Source organism: Streptomyces narbonensis (assembly GCF_014649015.1).
In the GTDB taxonomy this organism is placed as follows: Bacteria; Actinomycetota; Actinomycetes; order Streptomycetales; family Streptomycetaceae; genus Streptomyces; species Streptomyces narbonensis.
The window spans coordinates 173040-189356 of record NZ_BMSF01000008.1 but is presented as its reverse complement, the minus strand read 5'-3'; the positions used below and the strand labels follow the sequence as shown (position 1 = coordinate 189356).

11 protein-coding genes and 2 tRNA genes are annotated in these 16317 nt (G+C 72.4%); 4 read left to right on the top strand and 9 right to left on the bottom strand.

The features are described 5' to 3' along the window. The first annotated feature begins 138 nt into the window (after positions 1–138). Positions 139–1791: a long-chain fatty acid--CoA ligase gene (locus tag IE124_RS17425; protein WP_189508669.1), complete on the top strand. Its 1653-nt coding sequence runs from the start codon at positions 139–141 to the stop codon at positions 1789–1791. A gap of 195 nt (positions 1792–1986) precedes the next feature. On the opposite strand, the gene IE124_RS17420 is transcribed toward IE124_RS17425, so the two are convergent. Both IE124_RS17420 and IE124_RS17415 read right to left on the bottom strand, forming a co-directional pair. Further along, on the bottom strand, positions 1987–6033 hold the full coding sequence (locus tag IE124_RS17420; RefSeq protein WP_189508668.1) for a PAS domain-containing protein: 4047 nt from the start codon (positions 6031–6033) through the stop codon (positions 1987–1989). A 150-nt stretch (positions 6034–6183) separates the two neighbouring features. After that, the gene (locus IE124_RS17415; RefSeq protein WP_189508667.1) at positions 6184–6609 is read right to left on the bottom strand and encodes an SSI family serine proteinase inhibitor; all 426 of its coding nucleotides are present in this window, start codon (positions 6607–6609) and stop codon (positions 6184–6186) included. Positions 6610–6915: 306 nt separating this feature from the next. Between IE124_RS17415 and IE124_RS17410 the strand changes: the two genes are divergently transcribed. The 3 genes from IE124_RS17410 to IE124_RS17400 all read left to right on the top strand — a co-directional run bounded on the left by IE124_RS17410 (position 6916) and on the right by IE124_RS17400 (position 7717). Further along, positions 6916–7006: transfer RNA gene (locus IE124_RS17410), tRNA-Ser, on the top strand. A gap of 291 nt (positions 7007–7297) precedes the next feature. Further along, positions 7298–7370: transfer RNA gene (locus IE124_RS17405), tRNA-Arg, on the top strand. Positions 7371–7486: 116 nt separating this feature from the next. After that, on the top strand, positions 7487–7717 hold the full coding sequence (locus tag IE124_RS17400) for a hypothetical protein (RefSeq protein ID WP_150268092.1): 231 nt from the start codon (positions 7487–7489) through the stop codon (positions 7715–7717). Here the strand turns inward: IE124_RS17400 and IE124_RS17395 are convergent. The 7 genes from IE124_RS17395 to IE124_RS34940 form a co-directional block, all read right to left on the bottom strand. Further along, on the bottom strand, positions 7714–8964 hold the full coding sequence (locus IE124_RS17395; RefSeq protein ID WP_150268090.1) for a tyrosine-type recombinase/integrase: 1251 nt from the start codon (positions 8962–8964) through the stop codon (positions 7714–7716). The genes IE124_RS17400 and IE124_RS17395 overlap by 4 nt on opposite strands. After that, positions 8964–9161: a helix-turn-helix domain-containing protein gene (locus tag IE124_RS17390; RefSeq protein ID WP_150268088.1), complete on the bottom strand. Its 198-nt coding sequence runs from the start codon at positions 9159–9161 to the stop codon at positions 8964–8966. The genes IE124_RS17395 and IE124_RS17390 overlap by 1 nt, the downstream gene beginning before the upstream one ends. A gap of 198 nt (positions 9162–9359) precedes the next feature. After that, on the bottom strand, positions 9360–10526 hold the full coding sequence (locus IE124_RS17385; RefSeq protein WP_150268086.1) for a DUF3631 domain-containing protein: 1167 nt from the start codon (positions 10524–10526) through the stop codon (positions 9360–9362). 184 nt (positions 10527–10710) lie between these two features. After that, entirely contained in the window at positions 10711–11607 is an 897-nt protein-coding gene (locus IE124_RS17380; RefSeq protein ID WP_189508666.1) for a bifunctional DNA primase/polymerase, read from the bottom strand. A gap of 135 nt (positions 11608–11742) precedes the next feature. After that, a complete protein-coding gene (locus IE124_RS17375) occupies positions 11743–12240 on the bottom strand; it encodes a hypothetical protein (protein ID WP_150268082.1) in 498 nt (165 codons plus the stop codon). A gap of 208 nt (positions 12241–12448) precedes the next feature. Beyond that, positions 12449–14566, bottom strand: a complete 2118-nt coding sequence (locus IE124_RS17370) for a hypothetical protein (protein WP_150268081.1) — start codon at positions 14564–14566, stop codon at positions 12449–12451. Positions 14567–14568: 2 nt separating this feature from the next. After that, on the bottom strand, positions 14569–16290 hold the full coding sequence (locus IE124_RS34940; RefSeq protein WP_229832525.1) for a hypothetical protein: 1722 nt from the start codon (positions 16288–16290) through the stop codon (positions 14569–14571). Positions 16291–16317 lie beyond the last annotated feature (27 nt).

The following is a 16317-nucleotide window of genomic DNA, read 5'->3' as shown; positions in this document are numbered from 1 at the left end:
GGCAGAGGAAAGAGCCACTTCCGCCAGCGATCACTGGCAATTTACGTACTCCCGGGTAGTGACATACCGCGCGGTACGTGCGCAGAATCTCCACACCCTTTCTGCCACGCCACGTAGCGCCCAACGGGAGGACGCCCCGTGTACAGCACCATGCAGGACGTACAGCTGACCGTGAGCCGCATCCTCAAGCACGGGATGACGATCCACGGGAAGTCCACCATCACCACCTGGACGGGTGAGCCCGAGCCGCACCGACGCTCGTTCGCGGCGGTCGGAGCCCGCGCGCACCAGTTGGCCAACGCCCTGCGCGACGAACTCGGGGTGACCGGCGACCAGCGCGTCGCGACCCTGATGTGGAACAACTCCGAGCACGTAGAGGCCTACTTCGCGATCCCCTCCATGGGCGCGGTCCTCCACACCCTCAACCTGCGTCTTCCCCCCGAGCAGCTGGTGTGGATCGTCAACCACGCCGAGGACCGGGTCGTCCTCGTCAACGGCTCCCTGCTGCCGCTCCTCGTCCCGCTGCTCCCGCACCTTCCGACGATCGAGCACATCGTCGTCGCGGGCCCCGGCGACCGCTCCGGCCTGGAGGGCGTCGCACCGCGCGTGCACGACTACGAGGAGCTGATCGCCGGGCGCCCGACCACGTACGACTGGCCCGAGCTCGACGAGCGGTCCGCCGCGGCCATGTGTTACACCTCCGGCACCACCGGCGACCCCAAGGGCGTCGTCTACTCCCACCGTTCGATCTACCTGCACTCCATGCAGGTGAACATGGCCGAGTCCATGGCCTTGACCGACCGGGACACGACCCTCGTCGTCGTGCCGCAGTTCCACGTCAACGCCTGGGGCCTCCCCCACGCCACCTTCATGACCGGCATCAACATGCTGATGCCGGACCGTTTCCTCCAGCCCGCCCCGCTCGCCGAGATGATCGAGCGCGAGCGGCCGAGCCACGCCGCCGCCGTCCCGACCATCTGGCAGGGCCTGCTCGCCGAGGTCACCGCGAACCCCCGAGACCTCTCCTCCATGACTCAGGTGACCATCGGCGGCGCGGCCTGCCCGCCCTCCCTCATGGAGGCGTACGACCGGCTCGGCGTCCGGCTCTGCCACGCCTGGGGCATGACCGAGACCTCCCCGCTGGGCACGATGGCCCACCCGCCGGCCGGTCTCAGCGCCGAGGAGGAGTGGCCGTACCGCGTCACGCAGGGACGCTTCCCGGCCGGTGTCGAGGCGCGGCTCGTGGGCCCCGGCGGCGACCACCTGCCCTGGGACGGCGAGTCCGCGGGCGAGCTGGAGGTCCGCGGCACGTGGATCGCGGGCTCGTACTTCGGTGGCGTCGGCGGCGAGGAGATCCGCCCGGCCGACAAGTTCAGCGAGGACGGCTGGCTCAAGACCGGTGACGTCGGCGTGATCAGCCCCGACGGCTTCCTCACCCTCACCGACCGCGCGAAGGACGTCATCAAGTCCGGCGGCGAGTGGATCTCGAGCGTCGACCTGGAGAACGCCCTCATGGCGCACCCGGAGGTCGCCGAGGCCGCCGTCGTCGCCGTGCCGGACGAGAAGTGGGGCGAGCGCCCGCTCGCGACGGTCGTCCTCAAGGAGGGCGCCACGGCGGACTACGAGACGCTGCGGTCCTTCCTCGCCGCCGAGGGCGGCATCGCCAAGTGGCAGCTGCCGGAGCGCTGGGCGGTCGTGCCGACGGTGCCGAAGACGAGCGTCGGCAAGTTCGACAAGAAGGTCATCCGCAGGCAGTACGCGGAGGGCGAGTTGGACGTGACGCAGCTGTAGCAGCATCATCCCGGGCAGCCGGGCAGCCGGGCAGCCGGGCAGCCGGGCAGCCGGGCAGCCGGGCAGCCGGGCAGCCGGGCAGCCGGGCAGCCGGGCAGCCGGGCAGCCGGATCTGGAGCGGCCGCGTCGGGCATCGACGGAGAAGCGGGGGAGGGCGACTGCCCTCCCCCGCTTCTCCGTCCGCCACTACCGCCGCTAGTTGGTGCCGATCTTCGCGAGCAGGTCGACGATCCGGGCCTGGACCTCGGTGCTGTTCGACCGCTCGGCGAGGAAGAGGACCGTCTCACCGGAGGACAGCTTCGGCAGCTCCTCCTCGTCGAGGTCGGCCGAGGTGTAGACGACGAGTGGCGTACGGTTCAACTGCCCGTTCGCGCGCAGCCAGTCGATGATCCCGGCCCGTCGGCGCCGGACCTGCATCAGGTCCATCACGACGAGGTTCGGCCGGGTCTCCGTGGCCAGCGCGACCGCCTCGGTGTCGGTGGCCGCCCGCGAGACCTGCATCCCGCGCCGCTCCAGCGTGGCGGCGAGCGCCTCCGCGATGTCGTCGTGCTCCTCGATCAGCAGGACCCGGGACGGGTGCTGCTCGCTGTCGCGGGGCGCGAGCGCCTTGAGGAGTACGGCGGGGTCGGCGCCGTAAGCGGCCTCCCGCGTCGCCTGCCCGAGGCCGGCCGCGAGCAGCACCGGCACCTCGGCCGCGACGGCGGCCTGGCGCAGGGACTGGAGCGCGGTACGGGTGATGGGCCCGGTCAGCGGGTCGACGAAGAGCGCTGCGGGGAAGGCGGCGATCTGGGCGTCGACCTCCTCGCGGGAGTGCACGATCACCGGACGGTAGCCGCGGTCGCTGAGCGCCTGCTGGGTGGAGACGTCGGGCGCGGGCCAGACGAGCAGCCGGCGCGGGTTGTCGAGCGGCTCGGGCGGCAGCTCGTCGTCGACGGGCCGCGGCGCGGGGCGGTTGGCGACCTCGATCGCGCCGCCGGGGCCGTCGAGCGGCTCGGGCCCTTCGGCGGAGCCTTCGGCGGGCGCCCCTATGGCGTAGGCACGGCCCTCGGGGGCGGCCGGGGAGAGCCCGAGCGCCGCCTCGGGGGAGGGCTGCGGGTGCGGCTTGGCCGTGTTCTCGGCGCCGGCCGGTGCGGGGAGTGCCGCCGGGGCCGGCGGGTCGACCTCCGGCGGGGTGGCGAGTTTGCGCCGCCGCCCGGAGCCGTTGGAGGGCGCGGCAGGAGCCACGGGAGCGGCCGCGGGCATCGCGGCGACGGGAGCGGCGGAAGCAGCGGGAGCGGCCGTCGGCGGGACGAAGGGAACGCCCTGCCCCAGGGTGCGCACGCTGAACGCCCGCCCCTGGGTCGAGTCCTTCGGTTCCTTGGGCGTCGCGCTGGGCATGGGCAGTTCGGGCGGCAGCGGTACGGAGCCGGTGCCCGTCCCGGAACCGGTACCGCTCTGCGGCGCAGGCGCGGGTGCGGGAGCAGGCGCGTGTACGGCTGCCGGGACGGCACCCGGCAGCGGCGTCGACGACGGCGACGGCGACGGCACGGGCGTCGGCGGCACGGGCGTCGGCGGCACGGGCGTCGGCGGCACGGGCGTCGGCGGCACGGGAGCCGGCGGTGCCATGGCGCGGCGGCGGCCTCTCGGCTCGGGCAGGGGCTGAGGCTGCTGCGCGAGGTGCGGATGGGGCTGCGGGGGCGTGTGGTCGGAGCCCGGGACGCCTCGTACGGCCTCGTGCTGCCCCTCGTCGGAGACCGGCAGCGCGAGCGCGCCCGGAACCGGCATGGAAGCGGGAGCGAGAGAAGGAATCGCAGCCGCAGCCGTGTGCGCGTCGTCGCCCTCGGGGCGGTCCGCGTCGGCCGGCGGCAGCGCGAAGGGCGTGCGGGGACCGGCCTCGGCCGCCGCGGCGCGCTCCTGCGCGGCGGCGAGGGCCCGCCGGCGGCGCCCGCTCGGCGGGGCGGTCGGCACGTCGCCGCCGGTGGCGACGGCGGGCAGGGCCAGGGCGGGGTTGTGCGCCGGCGCGACAGCGGGCGCGCTCAGGTGCTCGGCGGCGGCGACACCCTGCGGAGGCACGGCGGCGCCCAGCGCGGCCCGCCCCTGCGCGCCCTCGGCGGCGGTCACCACGGAGCCCTCGGCGGGCCGGCCCCGGCGTCGCCCGGTGGGCTCGACGGCGGGTGCGGCGGCGGGAAGGGCGACGGGCCCTGTCGCCGAGGGAAGCACGGCGGGCGCGGAAGCCGGGAGCGCGGCCATGGCGGAGCCGTCGGCGCCGGCGTTCTGCTGGGCGGGGATCAGCTCGGCGGGGCCGGAGGACTCGCTCGTACGGGCACGGCGTCGGCCGCCCGGCTCGGCGGACCCAGGGGCGACCGGGCTCTCCAGGAAGGCGTCCGTCGAGGCGCGCCGCGCCCGGCGGCGCCCCCCGCCCGAGGTCTCCCCCTCCGTGCCCGTGGCCTGCGCGGGCAGGGCGGGGAGCTCCCGCACGCCGGCGTCCTGCGCCTGCACGGCGGGAGAGGCAACGGCCGCGGAAGCAGGAGGAGACGCGGATGCGGGGGGAGACGCGGAAGCAGGAGGAGACGCAGGAGCAGGAGGAGACGCAGGAGCGGACGGCGGAGCGGGAACAATCGCGGGAGCAGTCGAGGGGACCGTGCCCCGCCCGGCCCCGAGCGGGACCTCGAGGACGTACGCGCCGCCGCTCGTCCCCGGGACCTCGTGGGTCTGCACGACACCGCCGTGCGCCGCCACGATCCCGCGCACGACGGGCCCGTGGACGGGGTCGCCGCCCGCGTACGGCCCGCGCACCTCGATGCGTACGACGTCTCCGCGCTGGGCGGCCGCGACGACGATCGTGGAGTCGACCGGCCCTGCGCCCTGCGCCGCGGCCCGGTTCTGGCCGGTCGCGTCGACGCCGGCGACGTCCGCGACGAGGTGCGCGAGCGCGGTCGCGAGCCGGTCGGGGTCGACCTCGGCCTCGATCGGCGGTGCGTGCACGGCGAACTGCGCGCGGCCGGGCCCGATCAGCTCGACGGCGGCGTCGATGCCGGCCGTCACGACCCCGTCGAGGAGCGCGACCCGCCGGTCGAGCTCCTCCGCGCCCGAGTCGAGGCGCTGGTAGGCCAGGACGTTGTCCACGAGCGCCGTCATCCGGGCGTATCCGGCGGTCAGATGGTGCAGCACCTGGTTGGCCTCGGGCCACAGCTGCCCGGCGTCGTCGGCGGCGAGCGCGCCCAGCCGGCCGCGCAGCTCCTCCAGCGGGCCGCGCAGGGACTCGGCGAGGACGGCGGTCAGCTGCTCGTGCCGGGCGGCCAGCGAGGCGTACCGCTCCTGCTGCTTCTCGCGCTCGACCGCGTGCCGCTCCGCGCGGTCGGCGAGCTCCGCGGCGTGCCGCTCGGCGCGGTCGGCGAGCTCCGCGGCGTGCCGCTCGGCGCGGTCGGCGAGCTCGGCGGCGTGCTCCTCGGCGAGCTGTTCGTACGGCCTGCGGTCGGTGAAGGTCATCACGGCGCCGACGAGCTGGTCGCCGTCGCGCACGGGAGCGGTCGTGAGGTCGACCGGCACCCGGTCGCCCTTCTTCGCCCACAGCACCTGCCCGCGGACGCGGTGCTTGCGCCCGGACTTGAGGGTGTCGGCGAGCGGGGACTCCTCGTACGGGAAGGGCTCGCCGTCGGCGCGGGTGGCGAGGATCAGCGGGTGCAGCTCCTGGCCGCCGAGCTCGCCGGCGCGGTAGCCGAGGATCTGCGCGGCGGCGGGGTTGACGAGGACGACCCGGCCGTCGGTGTCCGTGCCGACGACGCCCTCGGCGGCGGCGCGCAGGATCATCTCGGTCTGGCGCTGCGAGCGGGCGAGTTCGGCCTCGGTGTCGAGGGTGCCGGTGAGGTCCCGTACGACGAGCATGAGGAGTTCGTCGCCTGTGTAGCCGCTGTACGAGTCGTAGGCCTCGCGGCCGTCCTCCAGGCTGGCGCTGGTCACCTCGACGGGGAACTCTCCGCCGTCAGTGCGGCGGGCGATCATCCGGGTCGGCTTGGTGCGTCCGCGCTCGTCGGTGCCTTCGGGGCGGCGCATGGAGCCGGGGATGAGGCGCGAGTCGAAGCCGGGCAGCAGGTCGAGCAGGCCACGGCCGACGAGCGCGGTGCCGGGCGTCTCGAACATGCCGAGGGCGATCGTGTTGGCGTTGACGACCGTGCCGTTGCAATTGACGAGCACGAGGCCGTCGGGCAGGGCGTCGAGTATGGCTGCGAGGCGAGCAGCGCCCCGGGATGGCCTGCTGCTCACGACGACGGTTCCTCCCTGACCCACTGCACGTGCTTGCCTGTCGGCAGGCGGGCCCCATCTTGCCCCTCGGGCCGCAGCCTGTCACGGGGAGTCTAAGGGAGCCGCCGCCCGCCGTTCGTTGCCAGAGTCGCCGTCCGGGCCTCTCCGGCGTCATCGCCCCAGGGCGGGGAGCACCGGCTGGAGGTCGGTCCAGCGGGCGATCTCGCAGCCGTTGACGCGGGAGAACCGGGAGTCGATCTTGCGGCCCTGCCAGGTTCCGGTGACGTGTGCGACGGCGGTGCCGCCGTACACCTGGGTGCACATCGCGTCCTGCGGAACGGCCTCGAACGGGTCCGTGCCCGCCTGCGCGTGGTCCTCCAGACGCGCGCAAGCGTCCTCGGCGTCCGGGTGTGTCCCGCCGGCCCGGTCGCCGCAGGTCAGCTCGAAGGTGCCGTCGGCACCGGGCCGGCCGCTCTCGGCGACGGTCACGGTCAGCGTGTCGGGCGGGGAGAGCAGGGGCAGCGGCGGCAGGGGGCCGAATCCGGCGCTCCCTGCGGCGGTGGTGGCGAGGGTCGCGAGGACGAGACGGCGCAGCATACGGATCTCCTGGAGCGGCGGTGCACGGCATCGGACGCGGGGCGGGCACGAGTAAGGGCGGACCCACGGCGTCCCGCCCCTCTAACGCTCCGGGCGCCGGGGCGTTGCGCAAGCGGGGTGCGCCGGGCGGGCGGCCCCGGTCCGGCCCCGTCCACGACGCCTCGGTCAGGGCCTTCGCGGCGCGGCCGGGGCCCGCAGGGCTTTGCCCTGGACCCCGAAGGCCTAGTACGGTGAGAATCGATTGGTGACAGCCGGTTCGCCTGTGTCATCATCTGCACGCACCACTCGCGTATGCGCGGGGTGCATGGAGGCGTCGCCTAGTCCGGTCTATGGCGCCGCACTGCTAATGCGGTTTGGGTCTTAAAGCCCATCGAGGGTTCAAATCCCTCCGCCTCCGCCCCTACCGAAGCCCCGGCCCCACGGCCGGGGCTTCGGCCGTTCCCGGACCTGTCGCGCAGCACCCGCGCCCCCGGTTGTGACCCCGGTCTCTTTCGGCCCGTTTCCACCCCGCGCGCCACCGCCCGCGGCCTCCGGCCACCGACCCCCCGATCTTCCCCCGAGCGGCGTTTCCGCAGGTCACAAGGGGTGGGGTGAATGGATTTCACATGACGGCGGCAGTCATGTAATGTTCTTCCTGTCGCCGCGAGCGGGCCGAAAGGCCGGGGAGCGAAGACAGAAAACAGAACAAGCACTCGTAGCTTAACGGATAGAGCATCTGACTACGGATCAGAAGGTTGCAGGTTCGAATCCTGCCGAGTGCACACAGCTCAGAGGCCCCCTGGACATCGTCCAGGGGGCCTCTGACATCAGCGGGTGACATCAACGTCTTCGCCGATTGAGCGACGGCCCAGTCGGTACCTCTCAGGGGAGACCGCGCATGGGCGACTGGGTACTGTCGTTCGTCGTGCCGTTCGCGTCCAGCGTCGGTGCGCTCGTCATCGCTTTCGACTACCGCAACCTCGGGCTGAGGGCGTACGACCTGATGGCACGGTGGGTCCCCGGTGGAGTGAATCCAAGATTCTCCCCGGATGTGCTGAGAGTGATCGTAGGATTTTTTGGGGTGGTCCTTCTGGTCGCCATCGGCGCTCAGGCGGTCGACCGGCTCTAGCTCTCAGTCGGATGCTCCCCTCCCAGGACATCGTCCATCCGATCGGCTGCGGCCCTCAGCGTCGTTTGCATGACGTGCGCGTAGGTGTCGAGCGTCATCGTGATCGTGCTGTGCCCGAGGGTTTCCATGATGACCCGGGCGTCCACGCCCTGGGCGAGTAGCAGTGAGGCGCAGGTGTGCCGCAGGTCGTGCACCCTGATCCGGCGGACCTTCGCCTTGGCGCACAGGATCGTGAGCATGCGGTTCAGGCTCCGAGGGTCGGTCGGCCGGCCGGTCGACGTGGTGAAGATGAGCCCGCCCGGCTGGTGAAGCGACGGCTTCCACTTCTCACCGGCCACCATCCGCTCTTCCTCCTGCTTCGCGCGGTGCGCGTGGAGTGCGTCCACGCACCGCTTCGGAAGCGAGACTGTACGGATCGACCGTGCCGTCTTCGGCGTGCCGAAGAGCAGTTCCCGCTTGATGCGCTGGAGGTTCCGGCGGACCCGGAGCTGTCCGGCGTTCAGGTCGACGTCCGACCACGTGAGCCCGAGGGCCTCCCCTCGGCGCAGGCCGGTGGAGACCATCAGCAGCCACAGGGCGTAGAGCCGGTGGTCTCGGGAGGCCTTCAGCAGCATGCGAACCTCGCCCGCATCGAGCGGACGTACCTCCTCACGCTGCACGGTGGGGGTCTCCACGATCTTCGCGACGTTGCGACCGATCAGCTCCTCCCGGACGGCCTGCTGGAGGGCCGAGCGAAGCACGGCGTGGACGTACTGCACGGTCCGCGCCGAGGGGCCGCGCTTGCAGCACTTGTGCACGGCGCAGCAGTTCCGCTTTCCCTCGGGGCGAGCAGCGTCCGCCCCGCGCAGGCAGCACAGGCAGCCGTTCTTGAAGTCGGCGAGGAACAGCCGGATATCGGTGGGGGAGAGCCGGTTGAGCCGCTTCTTGCCGAGGGCGGGCCGGATGTAGAGCCGGGACAGCCCCTCGTAGCTGTTGAGCGTCGCGGGCTTGAGCCGGGTCGGGGCGATGGCGCCCAGCCAGTAGGTCAGGTAGTCCCCGAACGGCATCGCCGACGTGGCGGCGGGGATGCCCTGGCGGGTCTTGTCCTGCATCTCGATGAGCTTGGCGCTCACTTCCTCGCGGGTCCTGCCGTAGACGAACTTCCGCACGCGGGTGCCGTCCGGCCTGTAGACGTAGGCGGCGGCCTGATAGCGGCCGTCCGCGCGCTTCGTGATGGTGCCCTCGCCGTTGGCGCGCCTCTTGGCCATCAGGCGGTCTCCTCAAGTCGGTTGTGGATGTAGGTGTGGAGGGAGTCGAGCGGGATGCGTCGGGCGCGGCCCTCGGTGTAGCTGGGCAGGGCGCCGGAGCGGAGCAGGTCGTAGACCTTGCTGCGGCTGAACTTGAGCGCTGCCATGACTTCCGGGACGGTCACGGCCCTGTGGCTGGTCGGGAGCGTGATGCTCACCTGTGCCTCCTGGGTGGATGGCCGGGGCCTGTGGCCCCCCTCTGGAAAGTCCGCTACATCCGCTACGCCGCTACATCGCAGGTCAGCGGCATGCTCTGTGTAGCGGGAAGGGCGGGTGTAGCGGCTACACCTTGCTGCGGGCCGCTCAAGATGGGCCGGTGGTTGGGGTGGGTGTAGCCGCTACACGTGGGGTTGCCGCTACGCGAGCACCGGCTGTGAGCTGGGCTGTAGCGGCGTAGCGGATGTAGCGCTGTTCTGGGCAGGCGGCGGGCAGTAGCGGGTCCACGCGTCCTGGAGGTCCTCGGCGTAGTAGCCCTTGAGGATGCCGCCGGCGGTCCGGATGTTGCGGGAGACGATGGGCTCGTCGCCGGTGGTCCGGTACTCCTTGAGCATCTTGGACAGTCGCCGGTTGTCGAGAGGCTTGCCGTCGAGGTCGGCCCAGGGGGCGTCCTCCAGGGCGTTGAGCCGATCGAGGACGGCGATGGTGGGCAGTTTGTCGACGCCGATGAGGACGTGGTCGCGCAGGTCGGTGAGGAGCCGGATGCCGAGAGATGCCCTGTCGTCGGCCTGGGACGACTTGACCAGTTCCAGGCACGCGGCACGGGCTCGCTCGGGCCAGTCGCCTCCGGCGGCATCGGCGACGGCCAGGAGAGGCTCCCACACGTCGGCAGGGCGGTCCGTGATGCCGTCGGGCATCTCGGGCCAGGCTCCCTCGACCTTCTCGCGGACCTGCTCGGCCCATGCGGCGAGGCGGTCGCGCAGTGCGTGACCCTGCTTCTCGTGCGTCCCCAGCCGGTAGGGCTCGACCTTCTCGTTCCAGGCACGGCGGCGCATGCGGATGATGACGGACCGGGTGGTGATGGTGTCGGGAAGGCCCCCGAGTCCGGCCATGGCCACGGCGCAGTAGGACGGGAAGCCCTGCACGGTCTGGTTGGCGCCGTCGCCGACGCACCGGTACATCAGCCGTCCGCGTCGGTGTCCGGCGTTGAGGAAGCCGCGGAGCTGTTCGTTGTCTCCAGCCTTGGGGCCGAAGACGGTGTCAATCTCGTCGAAGATGATCGTGGGCCGCTCGCCTTCGATCCCGGCCACGGAGCGGAAGAGCGCGGACGGGGAAGCGTCCACGGCCGCCATCTTGTTCGGCACGAGGGTCTCGATCACCTCCAGTGCCCGGGACTTCCCTGAGCCGGGCTCCGGGGAGAGGAACGCAATCCGGGGCGTGGAGTCGAAGGCGTCGATCAGGTGGGCGTGGGCGTCCCACAGGGCGACGGCGACGTAGGCGCCCTCGCGGGGGAAGACGTTGAACCTGCGGTGGAAGGCCTCCACCTCGTTGAGCAGAGCGGCGCCGTCGATGGGCTGCTGGGTCATGCGGCTTCCCCTTTGGTCAGGAGCGGGTGGACGTCGTGGGCGGGGTGCGGGTCAGAACCAGAAAGGACGCCTTCGGCGACGACCTTCGAGGCGCCCACCGTTTTCCGCTCCCGGGGCTGTTCGGCGACGTCGGGCCGGTGGGGGGTGGCGGCGTTGCTTTTCAGGTGGGGGGATTCGGGGCTGGTCATGCGGCTGTCTGCCGGGGGCGGGCGGTGCGGATGGACCAGTCCAGGGCGCTGCGGATCGTGGAGCGGCACTCGGCCGGCGGCAGTCCCGCCGTCTCCCCCGCTACCTGAAAAGCCTCCTCGGCCACGTCCCGGGGGAGGTCTCCCCATGCGACGAATCGCCCCACAGCCCTTACAGAGTTCAGGAGTTGGGCGTTCCTGCCGCCCTCGTGAGTCGCTCGAACGGCAGCGGTCTCGCGCTCCAGCGCCACCTCCGCGACCCGATGACCGCCCACTACGGTGATCGCCGGGGCGGTCAGGACGGGCTTGGGGCGGGTGGTGAGAGCGTCCAGGAGCCATCCGGGCAGCGGAACCGGGGGACGGCTGTCGAGAACGACGTACGACCCGTCGGGGGTGTGGCTGCCGGGGGCGACGACGTATCCGCCCCAGCCCCGGGTGTCGATGTGCTTGCCGAGTCGTCCGGCGGTGTTGCCGAGCCGGACGCCGTCGGGCGGGGTGAAGTACAGGTGTTGTCCGCCGCGCGCGGTCCGCACTCGGTGGGTGAGGGGGACGGCCTGTCCGGCGCGCTCGCAGAGCGCCTCGAAAATGGCGACGCCGTCAGGCGTTCCCTTCTCGTCCTTCTCCTTGAGCGTGTCCAGGTCGACCACGAGCAGGCCGGACGGGCCGGTGGCGATGCCGATGTTGTACGGGGCGTGGGTCCAGGCGGCGGCGAGCAGATCGGGGTCTGTGGTGGCCCGCTGCTCGGGGGTCTTGTGTCCGTCCGCGCACCGGCCGGTGCCGGGGCAGCGGGATTCGGCGTGGCCGGCGGGCCGCTTGTCGCCGGGACGCAAGGGGAAGACGTGCCAGCCGTTCTCGACGGCGCTCACCGCGTGCGCGAGGAGCTCCAGGCCGGGCATATCGATAGAGGGCAGGTCCCTGCCCTCTCGCGGAGAGGGGGGAGATTCAGTCATGCTGGATACCTCCGGTCAGCTAGATCAGGAGTGAGGGCGGCCCCGGTTCTTTGGCGAGATGCGGGGGCCGCCCTTCCGCTGTCAGCGATGGTTGATGGTTCCGTTGGCGCGGCCGAAGAGGCCGGTGGCGGTGATGTTCTGGGTGATGTGGGTCGTCGTCCGCACCGAGCCCTCGCCCCCGTTGCCGGTGGCCCGGCGGGCGGTGCGGATCAGGACGGGGATGGCGATGACGGTGGCGACGACGAGGGCGGCGGCGGACCAGAGGGCGTGGGTCATGGCGATGAGTCCCGGGGCGGCGTAGGAGAGTCCGATGCCGGCGGCGCCGATGCCGCCGCCGATCGTGGGGGCGAGTAGGGCGGTGGTCTTGGCCCATGCGGGGATCGGCTGCGGGGCGGTAACCGGAATTTGCGGCGGGGCCGTGGGGTGGGTGTAGGCGAGGGTGCGGACGCCGTTGGGGAGGGTGACCCAGTTGACGCCGGGCGGGATGTCGGCGGGCAGGAGCACCGGCCGGACGGCGGGCGTCTGCGGCGGGAGGTAGGTGTGCGGGGTGGTGATCTCGTACGCGGTCGGCTCGTACACAAGGTGCCCCTTTCAGCGCTCCGGGCAGCACCCCGTGTGGTGGGTGCTGCCCGGTTGGCTGTTTGTCGTGTCGCTTGTCGGCTGGCTTGTCGTGTGGCTTGTCGCTTGTCTTGTCTTGTCGCTTGTCGCCTTCCAGGTCAAAGCCGGTTTCCGGCCCGCTGGGGCCCGCTTGCGGGCCTTCGCGGGACAGGGCGACAAGCGGGCTCGGTTAGTCCTGGGTGGGGGCGTGGCGGTGGTGGACGTAGCGGGTCTTGGTGCCGGTCCCGGTCCGTACGGTGGTGCCGTCTTCGGCCCACTCCTTGAGCCATCCGGCGATGGTCTGCCGGGTGGTGCCGTGTGTGTCGGCGAGGGCCCGGGCGATGGCGGATGCACCGGTGCCTTCCGGTCCGGCGGCGAGCAGCACCGCGAGCGCGGCCTGCCGGGCCTCGCTGTCCTGCTGCTCGTTGCGGAACGCCGACAGGTTCAGCCCGTGCGGCTGCTCGGGCTCCTCATCCACGTTGGGTGCGGTCTCGGTTGTGGTGCCGAACTGGGCGTCGATCTGCGCCATGAACTGGGCCGCGAGCGCATCCTCATCCGAGACCGGAGCGGTGGGAGCGCCACGGAGCGCGGACAGGTTCAGCCCGCCCGGTCGTGTCGGTTGCTCGTCGGTCGCCGGAGCAGCCGCGGCTTCCGCCACGGAGGTGACGGTGGTGGTGTTCATCCATGCGGTGCGGGTGGTGTCCCAGCGGCGGGCGTAGGCGGGGCCGGCGGCCTTGGCCGAGTTGTCGTCGAGCCAGGGGTGTCGGTCGGAGGTGGCGTGGACGATGTCGGCGATCTGCTGGGGCAGGATCCGCCAGGACTTGAAGAGCCCCGGTGCGGATTCGGGGGTGCCGATGAACCCGGCGCCCTGGAACGGCGCCTGCTCCGGCTTGAGCCCCCGGGCACCCGGGAAGATCTTGCCCAGGTCCATGCCCTCGACCTCGCCGCCGGTGAGGCAGACGCGGGCTTTGGCCTCGCGGCGGATCATGAGGTTGCCCAGGACCGCTCCGGTGGCGCCGAGCGCGGTGAGGACGGTGCGGATGCCCATGGCTCGGAGCTGCCGGATCACTTCCAGGATCTTGTCGGCGAGCTTGCGCATCTGCGGGTCGTTGCTCATGAGGATCTCGGCGCCCTCGTCGATCAGGATCATGATCTGCGGGATCTGCGCGGAGATCGGCAGGAGGTCGGTGTTCTCCCGTGCCATCAGGTCCTGGTAGACGACCTTGCGGTGCTTCCCGATCCGGATCGCCGCGTCCAGCATCAGTGCCGCCTCCTCGGGGGTGGAGGCGAGCCAGTCGATCCCGGGCCGCGTCTCCACGCCGGTGTTGCTGGGGGCGTTGAGGGCGGGGCGGACCCAGGGGAGGCCGGCGGATCCGGCGTTGAGGTCGATGACGAAGGTCAGGATGTCCTCGGCGCGGGCGAAGCCGCTGATGATGTTGTGGACCATGTTGGTCTTGCCCGACCCGGTCGGCCCGACGACGAGGGCGCACTGTTCGCGCAGGTAGGTGAGGACTTCGCGGCCGTCGGAACGGACGCCCCAGGGCAGGCCGGTGTGGATCGACAGGCGGCTGTAGTCGGCGGGGTAGGGGATCTCGCCGGCCAGGACGTTGACGGTGGAGACGTCGATGAGGACGCGGCCTTGGTGGATGCCGGGGGTGGCTGCCACGGTGCAGCCGTGCGGGAGTCGGGCGTCGGCTGACAGGCGGGCGGAGTCGCGGGCGATCTGGTCGTAGGTGGTGGCGCCGGGCAGTTCGGCGTCGATGGTGAATCCGGTGCCGGTGGGCCACTTCTCGATCGCCAGCACCGTCAGCGTCACGTTGCTGACGCGCTGGACGCGCTCGACCCATTCGGCGGCGAGGGTGCGGCGCTCGGCGTGGAGCTCGGCGGACACCTGCCGGTCGGCCAGCGCGATCAGCTCCAGCTCCCGGGCGTCCTCGTACAGGGCGGTGGAGCGGGCGGCGGTGCCGATGCCGACGCCGAGGGCGGCGAGGGATCCGATGGCGGCCCAGGTCAGCGGGCCGGACGTCATGGCCCACGTCGTCCACCCGGCGCCGAGCAGCCAGGAGGAGGCGCGGAGGGTGGCGGTGCGGGCGGAGAGGCGTTCGCGGAAGGTGCTGATGGTGTGGCCGATGGCGCCGGCGGTGCCGACGGCGAGGGCCCAGGTGGGGGGCATGCCGGTGGCGGCGCCGGTGGTGGCGAGGGCGAACGCGCCGGTGGTGGCGGACAGGGCGCCGGTCACGGGTCCGTGACCGGCGGCCCAGTCCCACACTGGCCCCGACGCGGTGGTGGGGGTGTCGGTGGTGGTCATGGTCAGACGTTCCAGCCCTTCTCGGCCTCGTGTCCGTTGCGGGGGTCCTCGTGACGGGCGATGTCCTGCGCGTGGACGTGACGGAACAGCGGCGCGAGGTCCCCGGCGGCGTCGACGGACCGCATCAGGGCGCCGTAGATCTCGTCGAAGCCCCCGGCAATGTCCTTCTCCAGCGGGAACTCTGTGTCGGAGCGCTCGGCGAGGATGCGGAAGGTGTTCGCGACCGACGCGAGCGCGGCGGGCAGGCCCTCGACCATGGCGAGGATCTCCATCGCGGTGTCGGGGGCGTAACTGCGGGCCGCCGACTCCATCTCGGCGGCGGCCACTTCGAACTTGAAGCCAGACATGTCGACCTCCAGGAACGACGAAGAAGACCCGGTAGGGGTGGTGGTGTTGGTGGGGCGGTTGAGGGCGGTGGGCCGCTGGACGGTGCCGCCGATCTCCTCCTGCTCGTCGGAGAGTTCGGCATCGATGGCCGTCTCGGCCTCGGCGAGGCCCTCGCGGATCTCGGCGTCGCGAGCGGCCTTCTGCTCGTCGGCCGTGCGCAGCATCCGCCGGTACAAGCGCCGCCCCGGCTGCTGGATCGACGTAATCCCGAGCTTGCGGCCGAGCGGCGTCGACACCAGACCCACCACCCCCAGCGGGGCGGCGAGGGCCGCGGCCAGGAGACGGCGGCCCTGCTTACGGGCCGCGGACCGCCACAGCTGCCGCCGGGCATCCTTACGGACCCCCTTCTTCGCCGCGCGAGCCTGCTTCGCCTTGAGACCGGCACGGACCTGCTCGCGGCCGTTCTCCACAGCCTGTGCGGCCGAGCGGTCCCGCGCCTTACGGACCCGCTCGACGGCCGTGTCCCGACCCGCTCGGACCTTCCCGCCCAGCCACGAAGAACCGCGGCTGCCGGACGACTTGGAACCACCACCCTTACGGCCGGAACCACCGCTGGTACCGCTGCCGGACCGGCCGGCGGGGCTGCCCTTCCAGCTGATTCCACCGCTGGTGCCGCTGCTGGAAGGGCCGCTGGGGCTGTTCTTCCGGCCGGTGCCGGTGCCGGTGCCGGGTGTGCGGGGCGGGTTGGGGCTGCTCAGCCGCGCCGGGGCGGTGCCTCGGCGAGTGTCAGCGATCGCGCGGCGGTTCTGCACATCCGCCGCCCGCCGTTCCGCCCGCGTCGTCCCGTTCTTCGGTGCGGTCCGGGCGGCCTGCCGCAGAGCCTTGACCTGCCCCATCCGGTTCTTGGAGCTCTTCGGCGTGACGGGCGAAGACGCCCCTCCGGCGGTGCCGGTGTGCCCCTTTGAGGTCCGAGACGGGGTCGTCCCGCCCCTCTTTGGGGTGGTGGAGCGACGGTACGGCGCCGGAGAGTTGGCGGCCGTAGTGGTGGTGGGGCGAGGGGTGCGGCGCGGGGTGGGGATCTTGGCCCCGGCGCGGCTGGTCGTCTTGGCCGTGCGGTTGCGGGTCGCGCGGCGGGCCAGGACGGCGCCGCCGACGAGGGCCGCACCGGCGACCGCGAGCACGGCGCCTGCGGGGCCGGTGGCGAGCGCGGTGGCGGCGACCGCGCCGATGGTGCTGTTGGCGCCGGTGGTCGCCAGCGGGACCACCGGCCAGCCGCCCGGCGTGTGCGCAACCGGGCGGGTCTCCTGCACCGGCTGCTCCACCGCCACCGGGGCGGGGGCGGGTGGGACCGGCGGGGTGTGGGTGCCCACTACCGGCTCGGTACTGATGTCCGTCATCCTTGCAACCTCCCTTGGGAGATCAGG